Below are 16,198 nucleotides of genomic sequence, written 5' to 3'. Positions count from 1 at the left end.
TGCACCTCTTCACTCACTGTACCTTTTCAGCCGTTCCGCCAGGAGACTGTAACGCTTCCGGGTCCGGTCATTGCCTACAGCGGCGGCCAGGGCTTTTTTGCTCCCGGCCAGGTACACCTGCTTTTTGGCCCGGGTGATGGCGGTATAGAACAGGTTCCGCTGGAGCAGGATGTAGTGGCTCAATACCAATGGCATGAGCACCACGGCATATTCGCTGCCCTGGCTTTTGTGGACGCTCATGGCATAGGCCAGCCGCAGATCGGAGATTTCCGCCCCTTCGTAGGTCACCGCCTCCCCTTCCGCCCGGTCCGGGAAGTCCACGGTCACATAGGCTCCCTGGATGCTCCGGATCCGGCCGATGTCCCCGTTGAACACGTTCTTTTCATAATTGTTCCGGATCTGCATCACCTTGTCCCCTTCCCGGAGCAGCAGGAAGCTTCCCCGGTACTCCTGTTTTTCCGGGTCCGGGGGATTCATCCGGGCCTGGAGCAGGTTGTTCAGGTTCTCCACCCCGCACAGGTTCTTATGCATGGGGGTAAGCACCTGGAGGCTGTCCTGGGGTTGGGTCCGGGCCAGATGGGCATAAAGGTCCACAATATAGTGCATGGTTTCCTCTTCCGTGGCAAATTCCCGGAAGCTGAAATCCTTCTCCCCTTCCCATTGGGGCATCAGCCCCTGGTTGATCCGGTGGGCATTCCGGACTATGGGGCTCAGTTCCGCCTGACGGAACACGTTTTCCAGCCGGACAATGGGCATGGTGCCGCTGCGGATAATGTCCTGGAGCACGGAGCCGGGCCCCACACTGGGCAGCTGGTCCACATCCCCCACCAGGATCAGCCGGCAGCCCAGCGGCAGAGCCTTCAGCAGGTTGTACATCAGCACGATGTCCATCATGGAGGCTTCGTCCACAATCACCGCATCCGCCTCCAGGGGATTGTCCTCATCCCGGCCCCAATAGGAATCCCCTTCTCCGTTGGGAGTGTATTCCAAGAGCCGGTGGACCGTAAGAGCCGGCTTCCCGGCGCTTTCCGACAGACGCTTGGCCGCCCGTCCTGTAGGCGCTGCCAGCAGGATCTTGCACCCGGCCTGTTCCATCACCGACAGGATTCCCTTCACCACGGTGGTTTTCCCGGTGCCGGGACCCCCGGTGAGCACAAAGACCCCATGGTCCACGGACGCCTTCACCGCTTCCGCCTGTTCCGGGGCCAGCTGGATCCGTTCATCCTGTTCCCATTCCCGGATGATCTTCTGGTAGTCCACCTTCCACAGGGCGTTCACATTGTCCCGAAGGGCCAGGAGCCGCCGGGCCACCCCTTCTTCCGCCCGGTACAGGTATTCCGGATACACGTCCACATGGTCCCCCTGGTCCTCCACCCGGAGCAGGTTGTCCCGGAGCAGCTGGTCGAAGACCTGACGCACTTCCAGAGGTTCCACCTGGAGCACTTTGGCCGCCATGGCCACCAGCCAGGAATCCGGCACACAGGTATGGCCCTGGTTGGCTCCCTGGAGCAGGGTAAAATGGATCCCCGCCCGGATCCGGTCCTCGTCATGTTCATCCACCCCCAGGTTCCGGGCCAGGGTGTCCGCCGTCCGGAACCCGATCCCGTCCACATCTTCCGCCAGGCAGTAGGGGTTGTTGCTGATCCGGGTCACCGCCGTATTCCCGTACAGAGCCTGGATCCGGGGAGCGAAGTTGCCGCTGATCCCGTGGCTTTCCAGGAAAAACACCAGTTCCCGGTTTTCCCGGAGTTCTCCATAGGAAGTCACAATGGCCTCCGCCTTCTTTTTGCCGATGCCGCTGACCTCCCGGAGCCGTTCCGGGAATTTTTCCAGGATCTCCAGGGTATCCTCCCCGAACTTGTCCACGATCCGCTGGGCCATGGCCGGGCCCACTCCCTTCAGCACCCCGCTGCCCAGCATCTTCACCAGGCCTTCCGCCCCCTTGGGCTGGATGGCTTCCCAGCTCTGGGCCTGGAACTGACGCCCGAACCGGGGATGTTCCCCCCAGGTGCCCGTAAGCCGCACCTGTTCTCCGGCATAAGGGGCCTGTCCCTTGTAAACAATGGAAATGGTCCCCACTTCCGGATTTTCTCCCCGGAAGACACTGAAGGTGCCTGTAGCTGCCTGGAAGACGATATTTTTAATGGTGATTTCGATGGAAACGGTTTCGGCCATACCCTGCTGCTCCTTCTGAACGTATGTTCCTATCATTATAGCATAGTTTTCCGTTTTTTTTGACAGCCCATGGAGAATTACGGTATAATAAGAAAGCTGAATTCTGAACGAAATCGAAGAAAATCAAAGGAAGTGAACGCCACGTGATTGGAAAAGGCACACAGGCAGCGCTGGACATGTACCGCTGTGCAGAAGAAGTTGTATTCGACAAAGAAAAGATCCGGGATATTCTGGAAGAAGCCGCCGAACGGTTCTGTCTGAAGGAACTGGCCCTGTATTCCACAGAAAATGATGAAGGAGACGATTTCTGTTTCGTCATGCTGTGTACCAACGGCCATCTTTTCCTCCATGTCTTCCCCACCTACGGGTATGTGGAGGCGGATGTATTCACCCTGGAAAGCGCGGCCAATCCGGAACAGGTGGCTGTATTCCTGCGGCAGGAATTCGGTCCTGACCAGTCCAAACTCACCACCCTGAAACGGGGGGACTACGGTTCCATCAAAGACATGAAGCCTCAGCGGAAAAAGATGGTGAAGACCATGCGCCGGGCCAAGAACGCAGGCGCCAAACTGAAGAAATTCATGACCTGGAAAAAAGACAAGGAATAAGACAAAGAACAAGAGGCTCTGCTGCGGCGCCTCTTGTTTTTGACAATCAAAGGAAGAATGAACCATGAAATATATCTGCTGGGACATTGACGGCACCCTGCTGCTCACCAACTACGCCGGGGTGGCTGCCATGAAGTCCACCATCAACGACCTGTACGGTCTGGACAATTTTGAATTCACCTACGGCATGGCCGGCCGGACGGACACCTATATTGCCCGAAAGGCCATCGAAGGGATCCAGGGCCACTGTACCCCGGACGAAGTGACCCGGATGCTCCAGGCCTACGGAAAAAAACTCCCGGCCTCCCTGGTGGCCAAAAAAGGCCATCTCCTGCCCCATGTACAGACCACCCTGGACTGGCTCCGGGAAAACCCGGACACCACCAGCCTGCTGCTCACCGGCAACTGCGAAGTAGCCGCCCATGCCAAGCTCCGGTATTTCGGCATTGAAGAGGAATTCGACTACAGCCGCAGTGCCTTCGGGGAAATCAGCGAGCTCCGGGACGACCTGTCCCAGGCCCTGTGGGACAAAGTGCGGAAAACGAATCCGGCAGCCACCCGGGACCAGCTGGTGGTCATCGGGGATACTCCCCACGACATTACCTGCGCCCAGGCCATCGGGGTCCGGAGCCTGATTGTACTGAAAGGCTCCGCCTACAAACCGGACCGGCTGGAAGCTTATCACCCCTGGAAGATCATCCCGGAACTGCCGGAAGACCCCAAAGACCTGATGGCCATCCTGGAGGAGGAGTAAGACCATGTTTGGAAAAAAAGTTTTTCTCACAGCCCTGCTGGCCCTGACCGCTGCCCTGCCGGTTTCCGCCTACCGGCAGAGTGATGTGGATCAGCTGCTGGCCACCCGTTCCTGCCCCGGCGGGGATCTCCGGGGCGCTTATCTCCGGGATGCGGATCTTACGGGAGCCAATCTCCAGGGGGCGGATCTCAGCTATGCCAATATGACCAGCGCCATTTTGGAAAACGCCAACCTGAAGGAAGCCAATCTCCAGAAAGCCAATCTGCGGAATGCCTATATGGCTGGTTCCGACCTGGAAGGGGCGGACCTGTCCAACGCCAATTTTTCCCATACGGTGCTGAACCGGAGTTCCCTGGTGGGGGTCACCGCCTACCGGACCAGCTTTTCCCATGCTCTTTTGACCTTCGCCAACCTGTACACGGCGGACCTGCGGGAAAGCAATTTCGACTATGCCAACGGAGCCATGGCCAACTTCTTTTCCGCCAACCTGGCCCGGAGCTGGCTGTTCGGGACCCAGCTCCGGGGAGCCAACTTCACCTCCGCCAACCTGTACAACGCCCGGCTCCGGAAGGCCAGCCTGCCGGAAGCCAATTTCAAGAACGCCAATCTCATGAGCTCCACCCTGGAAGGGAGCAACCTGAGCAAAGCAGTGCTCACCAACGCCAACCTGGACGATGCGGACCTGAGCCACGCCAACCTGGAAGGTACCCAGTTCTCCAGCGCAGATCTGGCGCTGGCGTACAGGAAATAAAAAAGGAGGTGTGAAAGAATTCACACCTCCGGTCTCGGACCGCGGGTCACGACCCGAGACCTTCACAAAAAAAAGCTGTTGCTCTCGCAACAGCTTTTTTTATACTTTTTATTTCCCTTCAGCAGCAATGGCGTCGCTGGCGCAGACAGCCACTACGTCTACTACGTCCTGGGTGGAGCAGCCGCGGCTCAGGTCCAGAACCGGTTTGGCCAGGCCCTGTACCAGAGGCCCAAGGCAGGTGGCACCGCTGAACCGTTCAACCAGTTTGTAACCGATGTTGGCAGCGCACAGGTTCGGGAAGATCAGCACGTTGGCATGGCCGGCCACTTTGGAGCCAGGAGCCTTCCGTTCCCCAACTTCAGGAACCAGGGCAGCATCAGCCTGGAGTTCACCGTCGAAAGCGAAGTCCACGTTCCGGGATTTCAGGATTTCAACAGCTTCCTTCACTTTGTCAACTTCTTCACCGGAGCCGGAGCCTTTGGTGGAGTAGCACAGCAGAGCCACTTTCGGTTCTGCGATTTCCAGGGTGGTCTTGGCCCGTTCAGCGCAGCTTACAGCGATATCGGCCAGCTGTTCAGCAGTGGGATCGATGATAACGCCGCAGTCCCCGAAGACCAGTTTGCCGTGGTCGCCCAGGTTTTCTTTGTCGCTGAGCACAATGAAACCGCTGCATACGGTCTTGTTGCCGGGTTTTACGCCCACAACCTGCAGGCCGGCTTTGATGGTGTCAGCGGAAGTCCGGGTGGAACCGGAAACAACGCCGTCAGCATCGCCCATGGCCAGAAGGCCGGCACCAAAGAAGGTGGTATCTTTCAGCATGATTTCCCGTGCTTTTTCCACGGTCATGCCCTTTTTCTTTCTCCGTTCTGCGAAGTAAGCGCACAGTTCGTCCATTTTTTCATAGGTTGCAGGGTTGACGATCTTTACGCCGTCAAAGCTGATGCCCAGACGTTCTGCATCTTTCTGCAGTTTGGCGGGATCCCCTACCAGCACGATTTTAGCAAACCCTTCCTTCGTAACGATAGCAGCAGCTTTCAGAGCTCTGTCACTGTCGTTTTCCGGCAGCACAATCACCTTTTGTGCAGGTTTAACACGAGCCTTCAGTTCGTCCATAAATGCCATTCCATATCACTCCTACCCAAATATTAAAAGGCTGGCGCAGAGCGCCCCTTTTCACAGTTTCTATTATATCACTTTTTTCCGCAATGCCGCAGGAGAACTTTTCCCATTTTAAAACAAGTAATATTCTGATAAAGGTGCTGCTTTCCCAGCAGCACCTTGTCAACGGTCAGTTGTCAGCGGCCGAAGGAAATCAATTCTGCAAATTGATTTTGAATAGAAACGCCGCTGAAGCGGCTAACCCACCACCAGCCTTACGGCTGGTCCCCCGCCCTTGAAAAGGGACGGATAGTGACACTGGTGCTCAGCCCGCGTGTCACGGGAGCAATGGGCGCCAGCCCGAGCCTATATTCGCCCTTTTCAAGGGCGGGGGTATCCATGCGCAGCATGGGTGGTGGGTTAGCAGCCGCAGGCTGCGTTTCCATTCGTGTCCAAGCGCTGCGGCGGTTGGATTCCTTCGGCAGATGACCGTTGACAGTTGATAGTAAAACAAGGGGCTGTTGCTTGCGCAACAGCCCCTTGTTTTACTTCGCTACAATATTTACCAGCCGGCCGGGGACGGCGATGACTTTCATCACCTTTTTGTCTCCGATGGCGGCTTTGACTTCTTCCTGTTCCAGGGCCAGGTTCCCCAGGTCCTCTTTGCTGATTTCCGGTGCGGTCATGATCCGGGCCTTGGGTTTCCCGTTGACCTGGATCAGCACTTCCACCTGTTCCACTTTGATGGCTTCCGGGTCGTAGGTGGGCCAGGGTTCCTTGTGGATACTGGTTTCGCTGCCCATGGCGTCATGCCACAGTTCTTCGGTGATGTGGGGCGTAAAGGGCGCCAGCATCAGCAGCAGCTTGGAAATGGCTTCGTACACCAGACCGTCGTTCACCGGTTTGGCCTTTTCCCGGTACGCATACAGGGCATTCACCAGTTCCATCAGGGTGGAAATGGCAGTGTTGAAGTTGAACCGGTTGTCAATGTCCTCGGTGACCTTCTTGATGCTCACATGGAGGATGTGCCGCAGTTCTTCGTCCGCTTCGTTCAGGTGGGCGGTATCATAGGAGGTGACCTTCCGGGCCAGCACATCCTTGAAGTAGTACACGATCCGCCATACCCGGTTCAGGAACCGGAAGGACCCTTCCACTCCCTGGTCGCTCCATTCCAGTTCCCGTTCCACAGGAGCGGCGAACATAATGAAGAGACGGGCGGTATCGGCCCCGAACTTCCCGACGATTTCTTCCGGAGACACCACGTTCCCCAGGGATTTGGACATTTTGGCCCCGTCCTTGATCACCATGCCCTGGGTCAGCAGGTTGGTGAAGGGTTCGTCCGCTTTTACCAGGCCGGCGTCGTGGAGCACCTTCATGAAGAACCGGGAATACAGCAGGTGCAGGATGGCGTGTTCGATGCCCCCGATGTACTGATCCACCGGCATCCAGTGATTTACGGCTTCTTCGCTGAAGGGAGCCTTGTCATTGTGGGGATCAGTGTAGCGCAGGTAGTACCAGGAAGAGCACAGGAAGGTATCCATGGTGTCCAGTTCCCGTTTGGCCGGACCCCCGCATTTGGGACAGGTGCAGTTGACGAACTGTTCACTGGTAGCCAGGGGAGAAGAGGCACCGGCGTCGAACTTCACGTCCAGAGGCAGCTTCACCGGCAGGTCTTTTTCCGGCACCAGCACTTCTCCGCAGTGCGGGCAGTACACCACCGGAATGGGACAGCCCCAGTACCGCTGACGGCTGATCAGCCAGTCCCGGAGACGGTAGTTGATCCGCCGTTTCCCCAGGCCTTTTTCTTCCATATAGTCAATGATGGCCTTCATGGCCTTGTGCATTTCCATGCCTGTGAAGGGACCGGCATTCACCAGTACCCCGTCTTTGTCCTCATAGGCATCGGTCATTTCTTCCAGCTTCAGTTCCTTGTCCTTGGGCTGGAGGGTGAGGATCTTCTTGATGCCGTATTTGGTGGCAAACATCCAGTCACGATGGTCCCCGGTGGGCACCCCCATAACGGCGCCGGTACCGTAGTCCACCAGTACATAGTTGGTGATCCAGATCTGGACTTTTTCCCCGGTGAGAGGATGGATGCAGTCCACTCCGGTGTACATGCCCAGTTTTTCCGATTCACTGGAGGTCCGTTCAATATCGGAGGTGTTCTTCACTTTGTTGCAGAAGGCTTCCAGTTCCGCTTTCCGGGGATTGTCCTTCAGCAGTTCTTCCACCATGGGATGTTCCGGAGGGATCACCACAAAAGTGACCCCGTAGATGGTATCCGGACGGGTGGTGTACACATTCAGTTTCTTGTGGAGGCTGGGAACTTCAAAGCCGAATTCCAGACCTTCGCTGCGGCCGATCCAGTTCCGCTGCATGGTCTTCACCCGGTCCGGCCAGCCCGGCAGTTTGTCCAGGTCGTCCAGCAGCTGTTCCGCATAGTCGGTGATCTTGAAGAACCACTGGCTCAGCTGTTTCTTTTCCACCGGCTGATGGCAGCGCCAGCATTTGCCGTCTTCCACCTGTTCGTTGGCCAGTACGGTGCCGCAGGTGTCGCACCAGTTCACGGAGGCTTCCTTCTTCACAGCCAGGCCCCGTTTGTACATCAGTTCAAAGAACCACTGGGTCCATTTGTAGTACTCTTCCTTGCAGGTGACCACTTTCCGGTCCCAGTCATAGGACAGTCCCAGTTCCTTCAGCTGCCGGGTCATGTTGGCGATGTTTTCCATGGTCCATTTGGCAGGGGGAATCTTGTGTTTGATGGCGGCATTTTCCGCAGGCATGCCAAAAGAGTCGAAGCCGATGGGATGGAGCACATTGAAGCCCCGCATGGTCCGGAACCGGGCCACCACGTCCCCGATGGAATAGTTCCGCACATGGCCCATGTGCAGGTTCCCGGAGGGATACGGGAACATTTCCAGCACATAGGATTTGGGCCGGGGATCCTCATTGCTGACCTGGTAGGTCTTGTTGTCTTCCCAATACTTCTGCCACCGGGCTTCGATCTCGTGTGGCTCGTACTTTTCCTTGAACATGAACATACCTCCTAAAAAAGAAAACCCGTCTGAAACACCTTGCATAAGTTCTCTGGATTCAGTAACATATGAGTATTACAGTGGTTTTTGTCTGTGCAATAGATTCATTATATATTTCGTATCACATAAAGTCAACGCAGGAAGGAGTGGGAACAATGGCAATTTATGCCATGGGGGATCTGCATTTTTCCGGAGAACCCCCCACAAAGCCCATGGAGGTTTTTGGAGCCCAGTGGCTGGGCCATCGAAAAAAAGTCATCACATACTGGAAGGAAACGGTAAAGGACGGAGACACAGTGCTCCTGGTGGGAGACACCTCCTGGTCCATGGATCTGGAAGACGCGGTGGCAAAGGATCTGGGACCTTTGGCGGCCCTCCCCGGGGATCTGGTGATCCTCAAGGGGAACCATGACTACTGGTGGAATTCCTTAAAGAAACTCCAGGCGGCTCTGCCCCCCAAAGTCCATTTTCTCCACAATACCTTCTACCAGACAGGGGATGTGGCCCTGTGCGGCACAAGGGGCTGGAACCTGCCCAGCATGCCCGGGTTCGGAGAACACGACCAGCTGGTCTACGACCGGGAATGCCAGCGGTTGGAACGGAGCCTGGCCGGAGCCCGGGAGGCCGGGGCGAAGCACCTGATCGCCGCCCTCCACTACCCTCCCCTGTACAACCCGGAAGAAGTCACCGGCTTTACGGAACTGTGCAAAAAGTACCAGGTGGAACAGTGCATCTACGGCCATGTCCACGGGGATGCGGCCCATTTCCTGAACCTGTTCCAGGGAGAACGGGACGGCACCCGGTACCGGCTGGTGGCGGCGGATTATGTGGATTTCCATCTGGTGAAGATTTGCGATTGAAGAAAGGGACCCATCGTGCATCAATATCTGTTTTTTGTAGGCGGCTTCCCGGTGCGCATGTACGGGATCATGCTGTGCATCGCCATTTTCATGGCCACCGCCGTGGCTTATTTCCTGGCCTGGCGGGACGGCCGGGGCTGGGAGAAGTACCTGCCGGACATCGGCATCTACGGAGGCTTCTGCGGGCTCATCGGAGCCCGGCTCTGGGATGTGTTTTTCTTTGACTGGGGGTATTACAGTGCCCATCTCCTGGAAATCCCCTTTGTGTGGCAGGGAGGCATGGCCATCCAGGGGGGCATCCTGGGAGGGGTGCTGGGCGGTGCCCTGTACTGCTGGCGGCACAACGTCAACTGGATCGACATGCTGGATGTGATCTGCCCGGCTCTGTTCATCGGTCAGAGCATCGGCCGGATGGCCAACCTGCTGAACGGGGATGCCTTCGGGGCTCCCACGGGAGGAGATTTCGGCATCCTGTATCCGGCAGGGACCCTGGCCCGGGCCACCTACGGAGCGGTTCCCCTGTGGCCGGCAGAAGTGTGGGAAGGCCAGATCGATGTGATCCTTTTTGCTCTGCTGCTGCTGTTCCAGACCACCAGACCCAAAAAAGGACAGCCCTGCTGCCTTTATGTAATGCTCTACAGCCTGCTCCGGTTCTTCCTGGAATTTCTCCGGGGAGATTACGTGGAACCCATGCTGTGGGGCCTCAAAAGCGCCCAAGTCACCGCCCTGGTGTCCTTCGGCGTTGCTCTGGTGCTGTTTGTATGGGCGGGGATGAGAAAACCGGCTGCCTGAGGCAGCCGGTTTTTGTCAACGGCCGCTGACCGTTGGCAGCTGACAGCGATAGGGTGTTGCACGCAACGTGCAACACCCCCTTTTTTATTTCTTCCGATTGTAATTGATCAGGCACCCGGCCTTGATGATTTCTTTTTCTTCCTGGGTCAGGGGTTTGATGAACAGGGTCAGTTCCACCGGTTCTCCCTCTTTCAGCACCCAGGCCCGGATCTGGTCCAGACTGCCGTCCAGGGCTTCCTGGATTCCCGGCACGAAGATCCAGTCTCCCACTTCAAATCCTTCCGGTTCTCCTTTCAGGTGGAAGGGCAGCATCCCCCAGTTGATCACATTGCTCCGGTACCGTTTGGTGGCGTAGTCCTGGGTGATGTTGGCCAGGCCCCCGATCACCCGCTGGCAGCTGGCTGCCTGTTCCCGGGCAGACCCGTCACCGGGCCGGGTGGCGTACACCAGGGACCCGATTTCCGTATTGGACAGGGCAGCCCCTTCTCCTCCCGGGATCCCCTGGATCCGGCGGAACAGAGTCCCCAGTTCCGGTTTCTCCAGCAGCAGGTCTTTGCCGGCTTCCCGGGCCAGTTCCAGTTCCTTCACCGCCTTGGTCCGTGCCACATAGCCCGGATCCCGGCGGCTCAGGGTGAATTCCGCCAGGCCCAGAGGGTTGGACCGGTAGGAGGAAGTTTCTCCGGAGGGGATCAGTTCATCGGTGGTGGTCACCGGGTCCAGGATCTTGGAGCACACCTGGAGCAGTACATTTTCTCCCAGTTCCGGCATTTCCGGCCAATCCTTGATGTTGGGACCGTAGAACAGTTTCTGTTCCGGTTCCGGTTTGCCAAAGCCGTTGTACACCCGGGCCTTGTAGGCGCTGTCGTCGAAATGGTATTCCGGTACGCTGCCGAACACATCCCCGTAGGCTTCCGCGGAAGTCAGGATGCCGTTATTGGCTGCGGTAGCCGCAATACTCCGGGCGTCCATCAAGGCCACCGCCGCCATCTGTCCCTGGCCCGGTTTGGATCCTTCCCGGTTGGGGAAGTTCCGGGTATTGTGCCGGATGGACAGGCCGTTGTTGTTGGGGGTATCCCCTGCCCCGAAGCAGGGTCCGCAGAAGGCGGTCTTTACCACGGCTCCGGCAGCCATCAGATCTCCCAGCAGGCCCTTTTTCATCAGATCCATGTACACCGGCAGAGAAGACGGATACACATTCAGGGCAAATTCCCCGCTGCCCATGGACCGGCCCCGGAGGAGAGCGGCGGCTTCCGCCACGTTGGAGTAATTCCCGCCGGAACAGCCTCCGATGACCCCCTGCTGGACCTGGAGCTTCCCGTCCCGGATCTTGTCCGTAAGGGTATAGGGAGCCCGTCCCTGGGACACTTCTTCCGCTTTCTTTTCCGTTTCCCGGAGGATGTCTTCCAGGTTGGCGTTCAGTTCGTCGATGGTGTAGGCGTTGGAAGGATGGAAAGGCAGGGCGATCATGGGCTTCACCTGGGACAGGTCCACCTGGATGCAGCCGTCATAATAGGCCACTTCTCCCGGATTCAGTTCCTTGTAATCGGCCTCCCGGTGATGTTCCTTCAGGAAGGCCCGGGTATCTTCGTCAGTCCGCCAGATGGACGACAGGCAGGTGGTTTCCGTAGTCATTACGTCCACCGCATTCCGGTAGTCCGTGGACATGGAGGAAACCCCGGGTCCCACGAATTCCATCACTTTGTTCTTCACGTAGCCGTTCTTGAACACCGCCCGGCACAGGGCCAGGGCAATGTCCTGAGGTCCCACCCAGGGCTGGGGCCGGCCGGTAAGATACACGGCCACCACTTCCGGGTAATCCGTGTCCCAGGTGTCTCCCAGGATCTGTTTGTCCAGTTCCCCGCCCCCTTCGCCTACGGCCAGGGTCCCCAGGGCCCCGTACCGGGTATGGGAGTCGGAACCCAGGATCATCTTCCCGCAGCCGGCGTGCATTTCCCGCATGTACTGGTGGATCACGGCCACATGGGGCGGTACGAAGATGCCCCCGTATTTCTGGGCGGCGGTGAGGCCGAAGAGATGGTCGTCCTCGTTGATGGTGCCTCCCACGGCGCACAGGGAATTGTGGCAGCAGGTGAGCACATAGGGCATGGGGAAATGGTCCATGCCGGAAGCCCGGGCGGTCTGGATGATCCCCACATAGGTCAGGTCGTGGGAAGTGAGGGCGTCATAGCGGATCTTCAGATGATCCGGGGAACCGCTGGTGTTGTGGTCCTGGAGGATGCCCCAGGCAATGGTCCCCTTCCGGCCTTCTTCCCTTTCCAGTTTCCGGCCCAGTTTCTGTTCTCCCAGGGCCTTGTTCTCTTCCGGGATCAGTTCCCGGCCGTTCAGCAGATATGCACCGTTTTTCGTCAGTTCAATCATTTCATTCACCTCATGGATAGATTACAGGAACAGGCCGCCCAGGAAGAATACATGGAGGGCTGCCATGATCACATTGATGCCCACATTGGCCACACTGAGCAGGAACAGGGTCTTGAACATTTTGTTCATCTCGTAGGTGGTGGTTTCCTTGGCTGCGGAATAGGAGGACATGATGATGGCCCCGCCGGTGGACAGAGGGCTGATGGCCGCCGCAAAGGAGGTAGCGGTAATGGCGGAGATCAGTTCCACGTAGCTGACGCTGCCTCCGAAGGTACCGGTGATCTGGTGAGCGATAGGATACAGAGCCGGCATGACCACACCGGTGGTGGAGCTGACCCAGGACAGGATCCCGGAAGTCGCGGCCATAATGGGCACGGCGGTGGAAGCGGTCATAAAGGAAGCCAGGAAGTCGGACACCAGTTTGATGCCTCCCAGTTTGGTGATCACGCTGACCAGCATCCCCACTCCGCAGATCAGCATCAGGGTGCCCCAGGGAATCTGGCGGATGGCCTGTTTTTCGTCAGCGCATTTCAGGAGAATCAGCACGGCAGCCGCCACAAAGGCGAACAGCCCCGTATCCATCTTGAAGCCGATGCAGAAGATGACCATGACGGCAATGGCGCCCATGGTGATTTTCTGTTCCCGGTTGAAAGCGGGAATGTCGGACAGTTTCAGCGGGTTGTCCCCGTTCACCTTGTACCCTTTGTACAGCAGGTAGACAACCACCGTGAACACAAAGCCGGAAAGCAGAGTGGTCAGGAACAGGTGGAGGCCGAAGCCGTCGATGCCATAAGGTTCCGACAGGTTCCGGGCCAGGATCCCGGTAAGGGACAGAGGAGAAGCGCAGCCGGCGTTGGCCCCCAGTTTGGCGTACAGAGCCGTGGCCATAGGGTTGATCTTCAGCTCAAAGGCCAGGTACACGGCGAAGGTGGTCATCAGGATCCCTGCGGCAATGTGGCCAGGTCCGATGGCAGAGATGAAGGCGCTGAGCACAAACATCAGGATGGGAATCAGGTAGGTCCGTTTCCCCACCAGGGCCACCACTTTTTTGGAAAACAGATCCAGGGTGCCGTTGGCGGAAGCCATGCCGAACAGGAAGGTGACCCCTACCAGGGTTACGAACATGGAACTGGAGAACCCGCTGACAATGGCCTTGGCCGAAAGGTTCCCCGCCATACCCAGCAGGAAGGCGGCCCCCACAGAGAAGAAACCGATGTTGATTTTTTTGATGAACCCTACGGCGACCACCAGGGCCAGCACCAGCAGGGAAATTACACTGAAGTCCATATCCATTCTCCTTTTTCTTCTGTATCAGACCCGTACCCGGGCCAGGCCTTCCAACAGCAGGTTGGCTGTCCGGTACCCGAAGGTATCCAGGATTTCCGGCACCGTTCCATTTTCCTTCCATTCCACTCCGCAGGGCAGGATCCCTCCCGGATGACCGATCCGGATGTTCTGGAGATCCCCTTCCGGACGGAACACCTGCCGGACCAGGGTGCCGGGGACCGCTGCAGCGGCCGCGGTGCACATGGCTCCCGTCATGGCGTAACTGGGATGAGCCTTCTGCATGGACATCATCCGGGCCACCAGGTCCACCTGGTCAGCTTCTATGGTTTCCCCTGCTGAAGTGGTGTAGGAGGCAGGAGGAGCCACCAGGGTCATCTTGGGCAGTCCCGGAGTCACCCAGGCCGCTTCTTCCGGTTTCTCACAAAGTCCCAGCTTCACCGCTGCCAGGCCCCGGATGGTTTCCAGCAGCCGGAGCAGTTCCGGATCTCCGTTGATGGCATCCGGCAGTTCCGTTCCCGTAAGACCCAGGTCAGCGGCCCAGACAAATACCAGAGGGTTGGCCGCATCCACCAGGGATACTTCCACCGGACCCTTCCCCGGCACTTCCAGCACATCCACCGGATTCCCGGTGGGCAGCAGCCCTTTCCCCAGGGTCCCCGCCGGTTCCACGAACCGGAGTTTCAACGGAGACGCCGTCCCCGGCACCCCGGCGATCCGGAATTCTCCCTCATACTGGACCTGCCCGTCACGGGTGGGGACTTCTTCCTGGATCACCTTGCCGGTGTTGGTGTTGTAGATCCGCACCAGGGTAGTGCCTTCCAGAGCCGGCACCAGTTTCTTTTCAATGGCGAAAGGCCCGACCCCGGAAGAAATGTTGCCGCAGTTGCCTCCGTAGCTGACCACAGCCTTGTCCACGGAAACCTGGGCGAAGGTGTAATCCACATCCGCGTCAGGCCGGTCCGATTTCCGGAGGATGGCCACCTTGCTGGTCACCGACTGGCTGCCTCCCAGTCCGTCGATCTGTTTCTTGTCCGGGCTTCCCATGAGCCGCAGCAGCAGGGCATCCCACTGTTTCCGATTGGCCGGAAGATCCTTTTCCAGCAGATAGATCCCTTTGCTGGTGCCTCCCCGCAGTATCGTTACCGGCAGTTTGTATGCTTTCTCCATGTTTCTGTACCTCCCTGGATTCCTGAACTCCGTTCTTTCGTTGACTCTATGGTACCAGAATTTTCAGAATGGGTTAAATTCATCTTTTATCAGTTCATCATGAATTTAATTCATACTTTTAGGCCCAAATTTACGAAGAAAAGCTTTTTTCTGAACAGTACTTTTTATAAAATCAGTTATTTTGTCACTTTTTATCCGCTTGAAGGGTTCTGTACAGAAAGAAAAGAGAATTTTTGTATTTTCAGTACAATAAAAACAATTCATGTTTTCTATATTAGCTATGGTTTTCAGGAATGATCCAGGGTATAATCGAAGAAAAAACAAGGAGGATGCCATGGATTTCAAAGAACTGAACTATGTGCTGGCCATTGCCCGGCACCAGAACATCACCAAGGCAGCAGAAGCCCTCCATCTCACCCAGCCCACCCTGTCCAAATTCCTGAAGGCCCTGGAAACAGAACTCCACCAGCCTCTGTTCCAGCGTCTGGGGAACCGGTACCAGCCCACCTACGCCGGGGAGCGGTACCTCCAGCGAGCCCGGGAGATCCTGGAGGCCAAACGGGCCCTGGACCAGGAAATGGGGGATATTATCAAGAACAACGAAGGGTATCTGAAAATCGGATTTCCCACCATGCGGGGCACCTATATGCTGCCCATCACCCTGCCCCTGTTCCATGAAAAATACCCCAATGTACGGATTGACGTCCACGAGGCCAATTCGGACCATCTGGTCCGGCTGCTCCTGGACGGGGACATCGACCTGGCCTTTTTCAACTATCTGGACCCGGAGCCCGGGCTGGCCACTACGGTGATCAGCCGGGAGGAAGTGGTGCTGGTGATGCACAAAGACAGTGAATTCACCCGATACGGACGGAAGAAGAAGGACTGCCGTTATCCCCATATGGACCTGCGGCTCCTGAAGGACCAGGGGTTCATCGTCCAGAACCCCAGTCAGCGGACCCGGCAGGTGGTGGACCGGCTGTTCCGGCAGCAGCACCTGGAGCCCCGGATCATCCTGGAAACCAAGAATATCCAGGCAGAAGCGGAACTGGCGGCCCGGGGCTACGGGTTCACCTTCATCACCGAGACCCATCTGAAGTACATCCCGGACCGGAGCCAGCTGGCCCTGTTTTCCGTAGGCAGTCCCAACACTACGGTTACCTTCGTGGCCGCCTACCGGAAAAACGGCTACCTCCCCTTCCACGCCCAGGAATATATCAAGATCGTGAAGGAGTTTACGTAAAAAAAGGATGCTGCACGCGCAAAAAACACACGTGCAGCATCCTCTTTTT

Annotated in this window: 12 protein-coding genes; 6 read left to right on the top strand and 6 right to left on the bottom strand. The window is 57.3% G+C overall.

Features of this window, described 5'->3' with window-relative positions; all coding sequences use genetic code 11:
- Positions 1 to 9 precede the first annotated feature (9 nt).
- Entirely contained in the window at positions 10 to 2,175 is a 2,166-nt protein-coding gene (recD2, locus tag ACTQY1_RS07070) for an SF1B family DNA helicase RecD2 (RefSeq protein ID WP_022487101.1), read from the bottom strand.
- A 143-nt stretch (positions 2,176 to 2,318) separates the two neighbouring features.
- Between recD2 and speD the strand changes: the two genes are divergently transcribed.
- From speD to ACTQY1_RS07055, 3 genes are all read left to right on the top strand, one after another.
- Positions 2,319 to 2,783, top strand: a complete 465-nt coding sequence (speD, locus tag ACTQY1_RS07065; RefSeq protein WP_022487102.1) for an S-adenosylmethionine decarboxylase — start codon at positions 2,319 to 2,321, stop codon at positions 2,781 to 2,783.
- A gap of 64 nt (positions 2,784 to 2,847) precedes the next feature.
- Entirely contained in the window at positions 2,848 to 3,537 is a 690-nt protein-coding gene (locus tag ACTQY1_RS07060; protein WP_441373939.1) for an HAD family hydrolase, read from the top strand.
- A gap of 4 nt (positions 3,538 to 3,541) precedes the next feature.
- On the top strand, positions 3,542 to 4,288 hold the full coding sequence (locus ACTQY1_RS07055; RefSeq protein WP_154488388.1) for a pentapeptide repeat-containing protein: 747 nt from the start codon (positions 3,542 to 3,544) through the stop codon (positions 4,286 to 4,288).
- Positions 4,289 to 4,396: 108 nt separating this feature from the next.
- Here the strand turns inward: ACTQY1_RS07055 and pta are convergent, their stop codons facing one another.
- Together pta and leuS are read right to left on the bottom strand one after the other, a co-directional pair.
- Complete coding sequence (gene pta / locus ACTQY1_RS07050; RefSeq protein ID WP_022487105.1) at positions 4,397 to 5,410, bottom strand: phosphate acetyltransferase; 1,014 nt, start codon at positions 5,408 to 5,410, stop codon at positions 4,397 to 4,399.
- Between the two features lie 521 nt (positions 5,411 to 5,931).
- Positions 5,932 to 8,421, bottom strand: coding sequence for a leucine--tRNA ligase (gene leuS / locus ACTQY1_RS07045; RefSeq protein ID WP_279128484.1), 2,490 nt, complete (start codon positions 8,419 to 8,421; stop codon positions 5,932 to 5,934).
- A gap of 155 nt (positions 8,422 to 8,576) precedes the next feature.
- Here leuS and ACTQY1_RS07040 point away from each other — a divergent pair, with 155 nt between their 5' ends.
- Positions 8,577 to 9,281 carry a metallophosphoesterase gene (locus ACTQY1_RS07040; protein ID WP_288310549.1) on the top strand — a complete coding sequence of 235 codons (705 nt, stop codon included), beginning with the start codon at positions 8,577 to 8,579 and terminating at the stop codon, positions 9,279 to 9,281.
- Between the two features lie 15 nt (positions 9,282 to 9,296).
- Positions 9,297 to 10,073 carry a prolipoprotein diacylglyceryl transferase gene (gene lgt / locus ACTQY1_RS07035; protein ID WP_288310550.1) on the top strand — a complete coding sequence of 259 codons (777 nt, stop codon included), beginning with the start codon at positions 9,297 to 9,299 and terminating at the stop codon, positions 10,071 to 10,073.
- Positions 10,074 to 10,157: 84 nt separating this feature from the next.
- On the opposite strand, the gene ACTQY1_RS07030 is transcribed toward lgt, so the two are convergent.
- The 3 genes from ACTQY1_RS07030 to ACTQY1_RS07020 are packed head-to-tail and all read right to left on the bottom strand — an operon-like array spanning position 10,158 to position 14,906.
- Entirely contained in the window at positions 10,158 to 12,452 is a 2,295-nt protein-coding gene (locus ACTQY1_RS07030) for a hydratase (RefSeq protein WP_441373938.1), read from the bottom strand.
- A 21-nt stretch (positions 12,453 to 12,473) separates the two neighbouring features.
- Entirely contained in the window at positions 12,474 to 13,739 is a 1,266-nt protein-coding gene (locus tag ACTQY1_RS07025; protein WP_022487761.1) for an SLC13 family permease, read from the bottom strand.
- 24 nt (positions 13,740 to 13,763) lie between these two features.
- The gene (locus tag ACTQY1_RS07020; RefSeq protein WP_022487760.1) at positions 13,764 to 14,906 is read right to left on the bottom strand and encodes a 2-methylaconitate cis-trans isomerase PrpF family protein; all 1,143 of its coding nucleotides are present in this window, start codon (positions 14,904 to 14,906) and stop codon (positions 13,764 to 13,766) included.
- Between the two features lie 334 nt (positions 14,907 to 15,240).
- On the opposite strand from ACTQY1_RS07020, the gene ACTQY1_RS07015 reads away from it, so the two are divergent.
- Positions 15,241 to 16,149 (top strand): LysR family transcriptional regulator, encoded by a 909-nt coding sequence (locus ACTQY1_RS07015; RefSeq protein ID WP_022487759.1) that lies wholly within the window; start codon positions 15,241 to 15,243, stop codon positions 16,147 to 16,149.
- Positions 16,150 to 16,198 lie beyond the last annotated feature (49 nt).

Source organism: Acidaminococcus sp. HCP3S3_G9_1, assembly GCF_052122455.1.
Lineage (GTDB): Bacteria > Bacillota > Negativicutes > Acidaminococcales > Acidaminococcaceae > Acidaminococcus.
This window is presented reverse-complemented; position numbering and strand designations above follow the sequence as displayed.

Coding starts and splice junctions, on each gene's coding strand:
- ACTQY1_RS07055 (WP_154488388.1), top strand. CDS start 3,542: ATGTTTGGAAAAAAAGTTTTTCTCACAGCCCTGCTGGCCCTGACCGCT.
- ACTQY1_RS07025 (WP_022487761.1), bottom strand. CDS start 13,739: ATGGACTTCAGTGTAATTTCCCTGCTGGTGCTGGCCCTGGTGGTCGCC.
- ACTQY1_RS07060 (WP_441373939.1), top strand. CDS start 2,848: ATGAAATATATCTGCTGGGACATTGACGGCACCCTGCTGCTCACCAAC.
- ACTQY1_RS07030 (WP_441373938.1), bottom strand. CDS start 12,452: ATGATTGAACTGACGAAAAACGGTGCATATCTGCTGAACGGCCGGGAA.
- ACTQY1_RS07015 (WP_022487759.1), top strand. CDS start 15,241: ATGGATTTCAAAGAACTGAACTATGTGCTGGCCATTGCCCGGCACCAG.
- recD2 (WP_022487101.1), bottom strand. CDS start 2,175: ATGGCCGAAACCGTTTCCATCGAAATCACCATTAAAAATATCGTCTTC.
- ACTQY1_RS07020 (WP_022487760.1), bottom strand. CDS start 14,906: ATGGAGAAAGCATACAAACTGCCGGTAACGATACTGCGGGGAGGCACC.
- ACTQY1_RS07040 (WP_288310549.1), top strand. CDS start 8,577: ATGGCAATTTATGCCATGGGGGATCTGCATTTTTCCGGAGAACCCCCC.
- leuS (WP_279128484.1), bottom strand. CDS start 8,421: ATGTTCAAGGAAAAGTACGAGCCACACGAGATCGAAGCCCGGTGGCAG.
- pta (WP_022487105.1), bottom strand. CDS start 5,410: ATGGCATTTATGGACGAACTGAAGGCTCGTGTTAAACCTGCACAAAAG.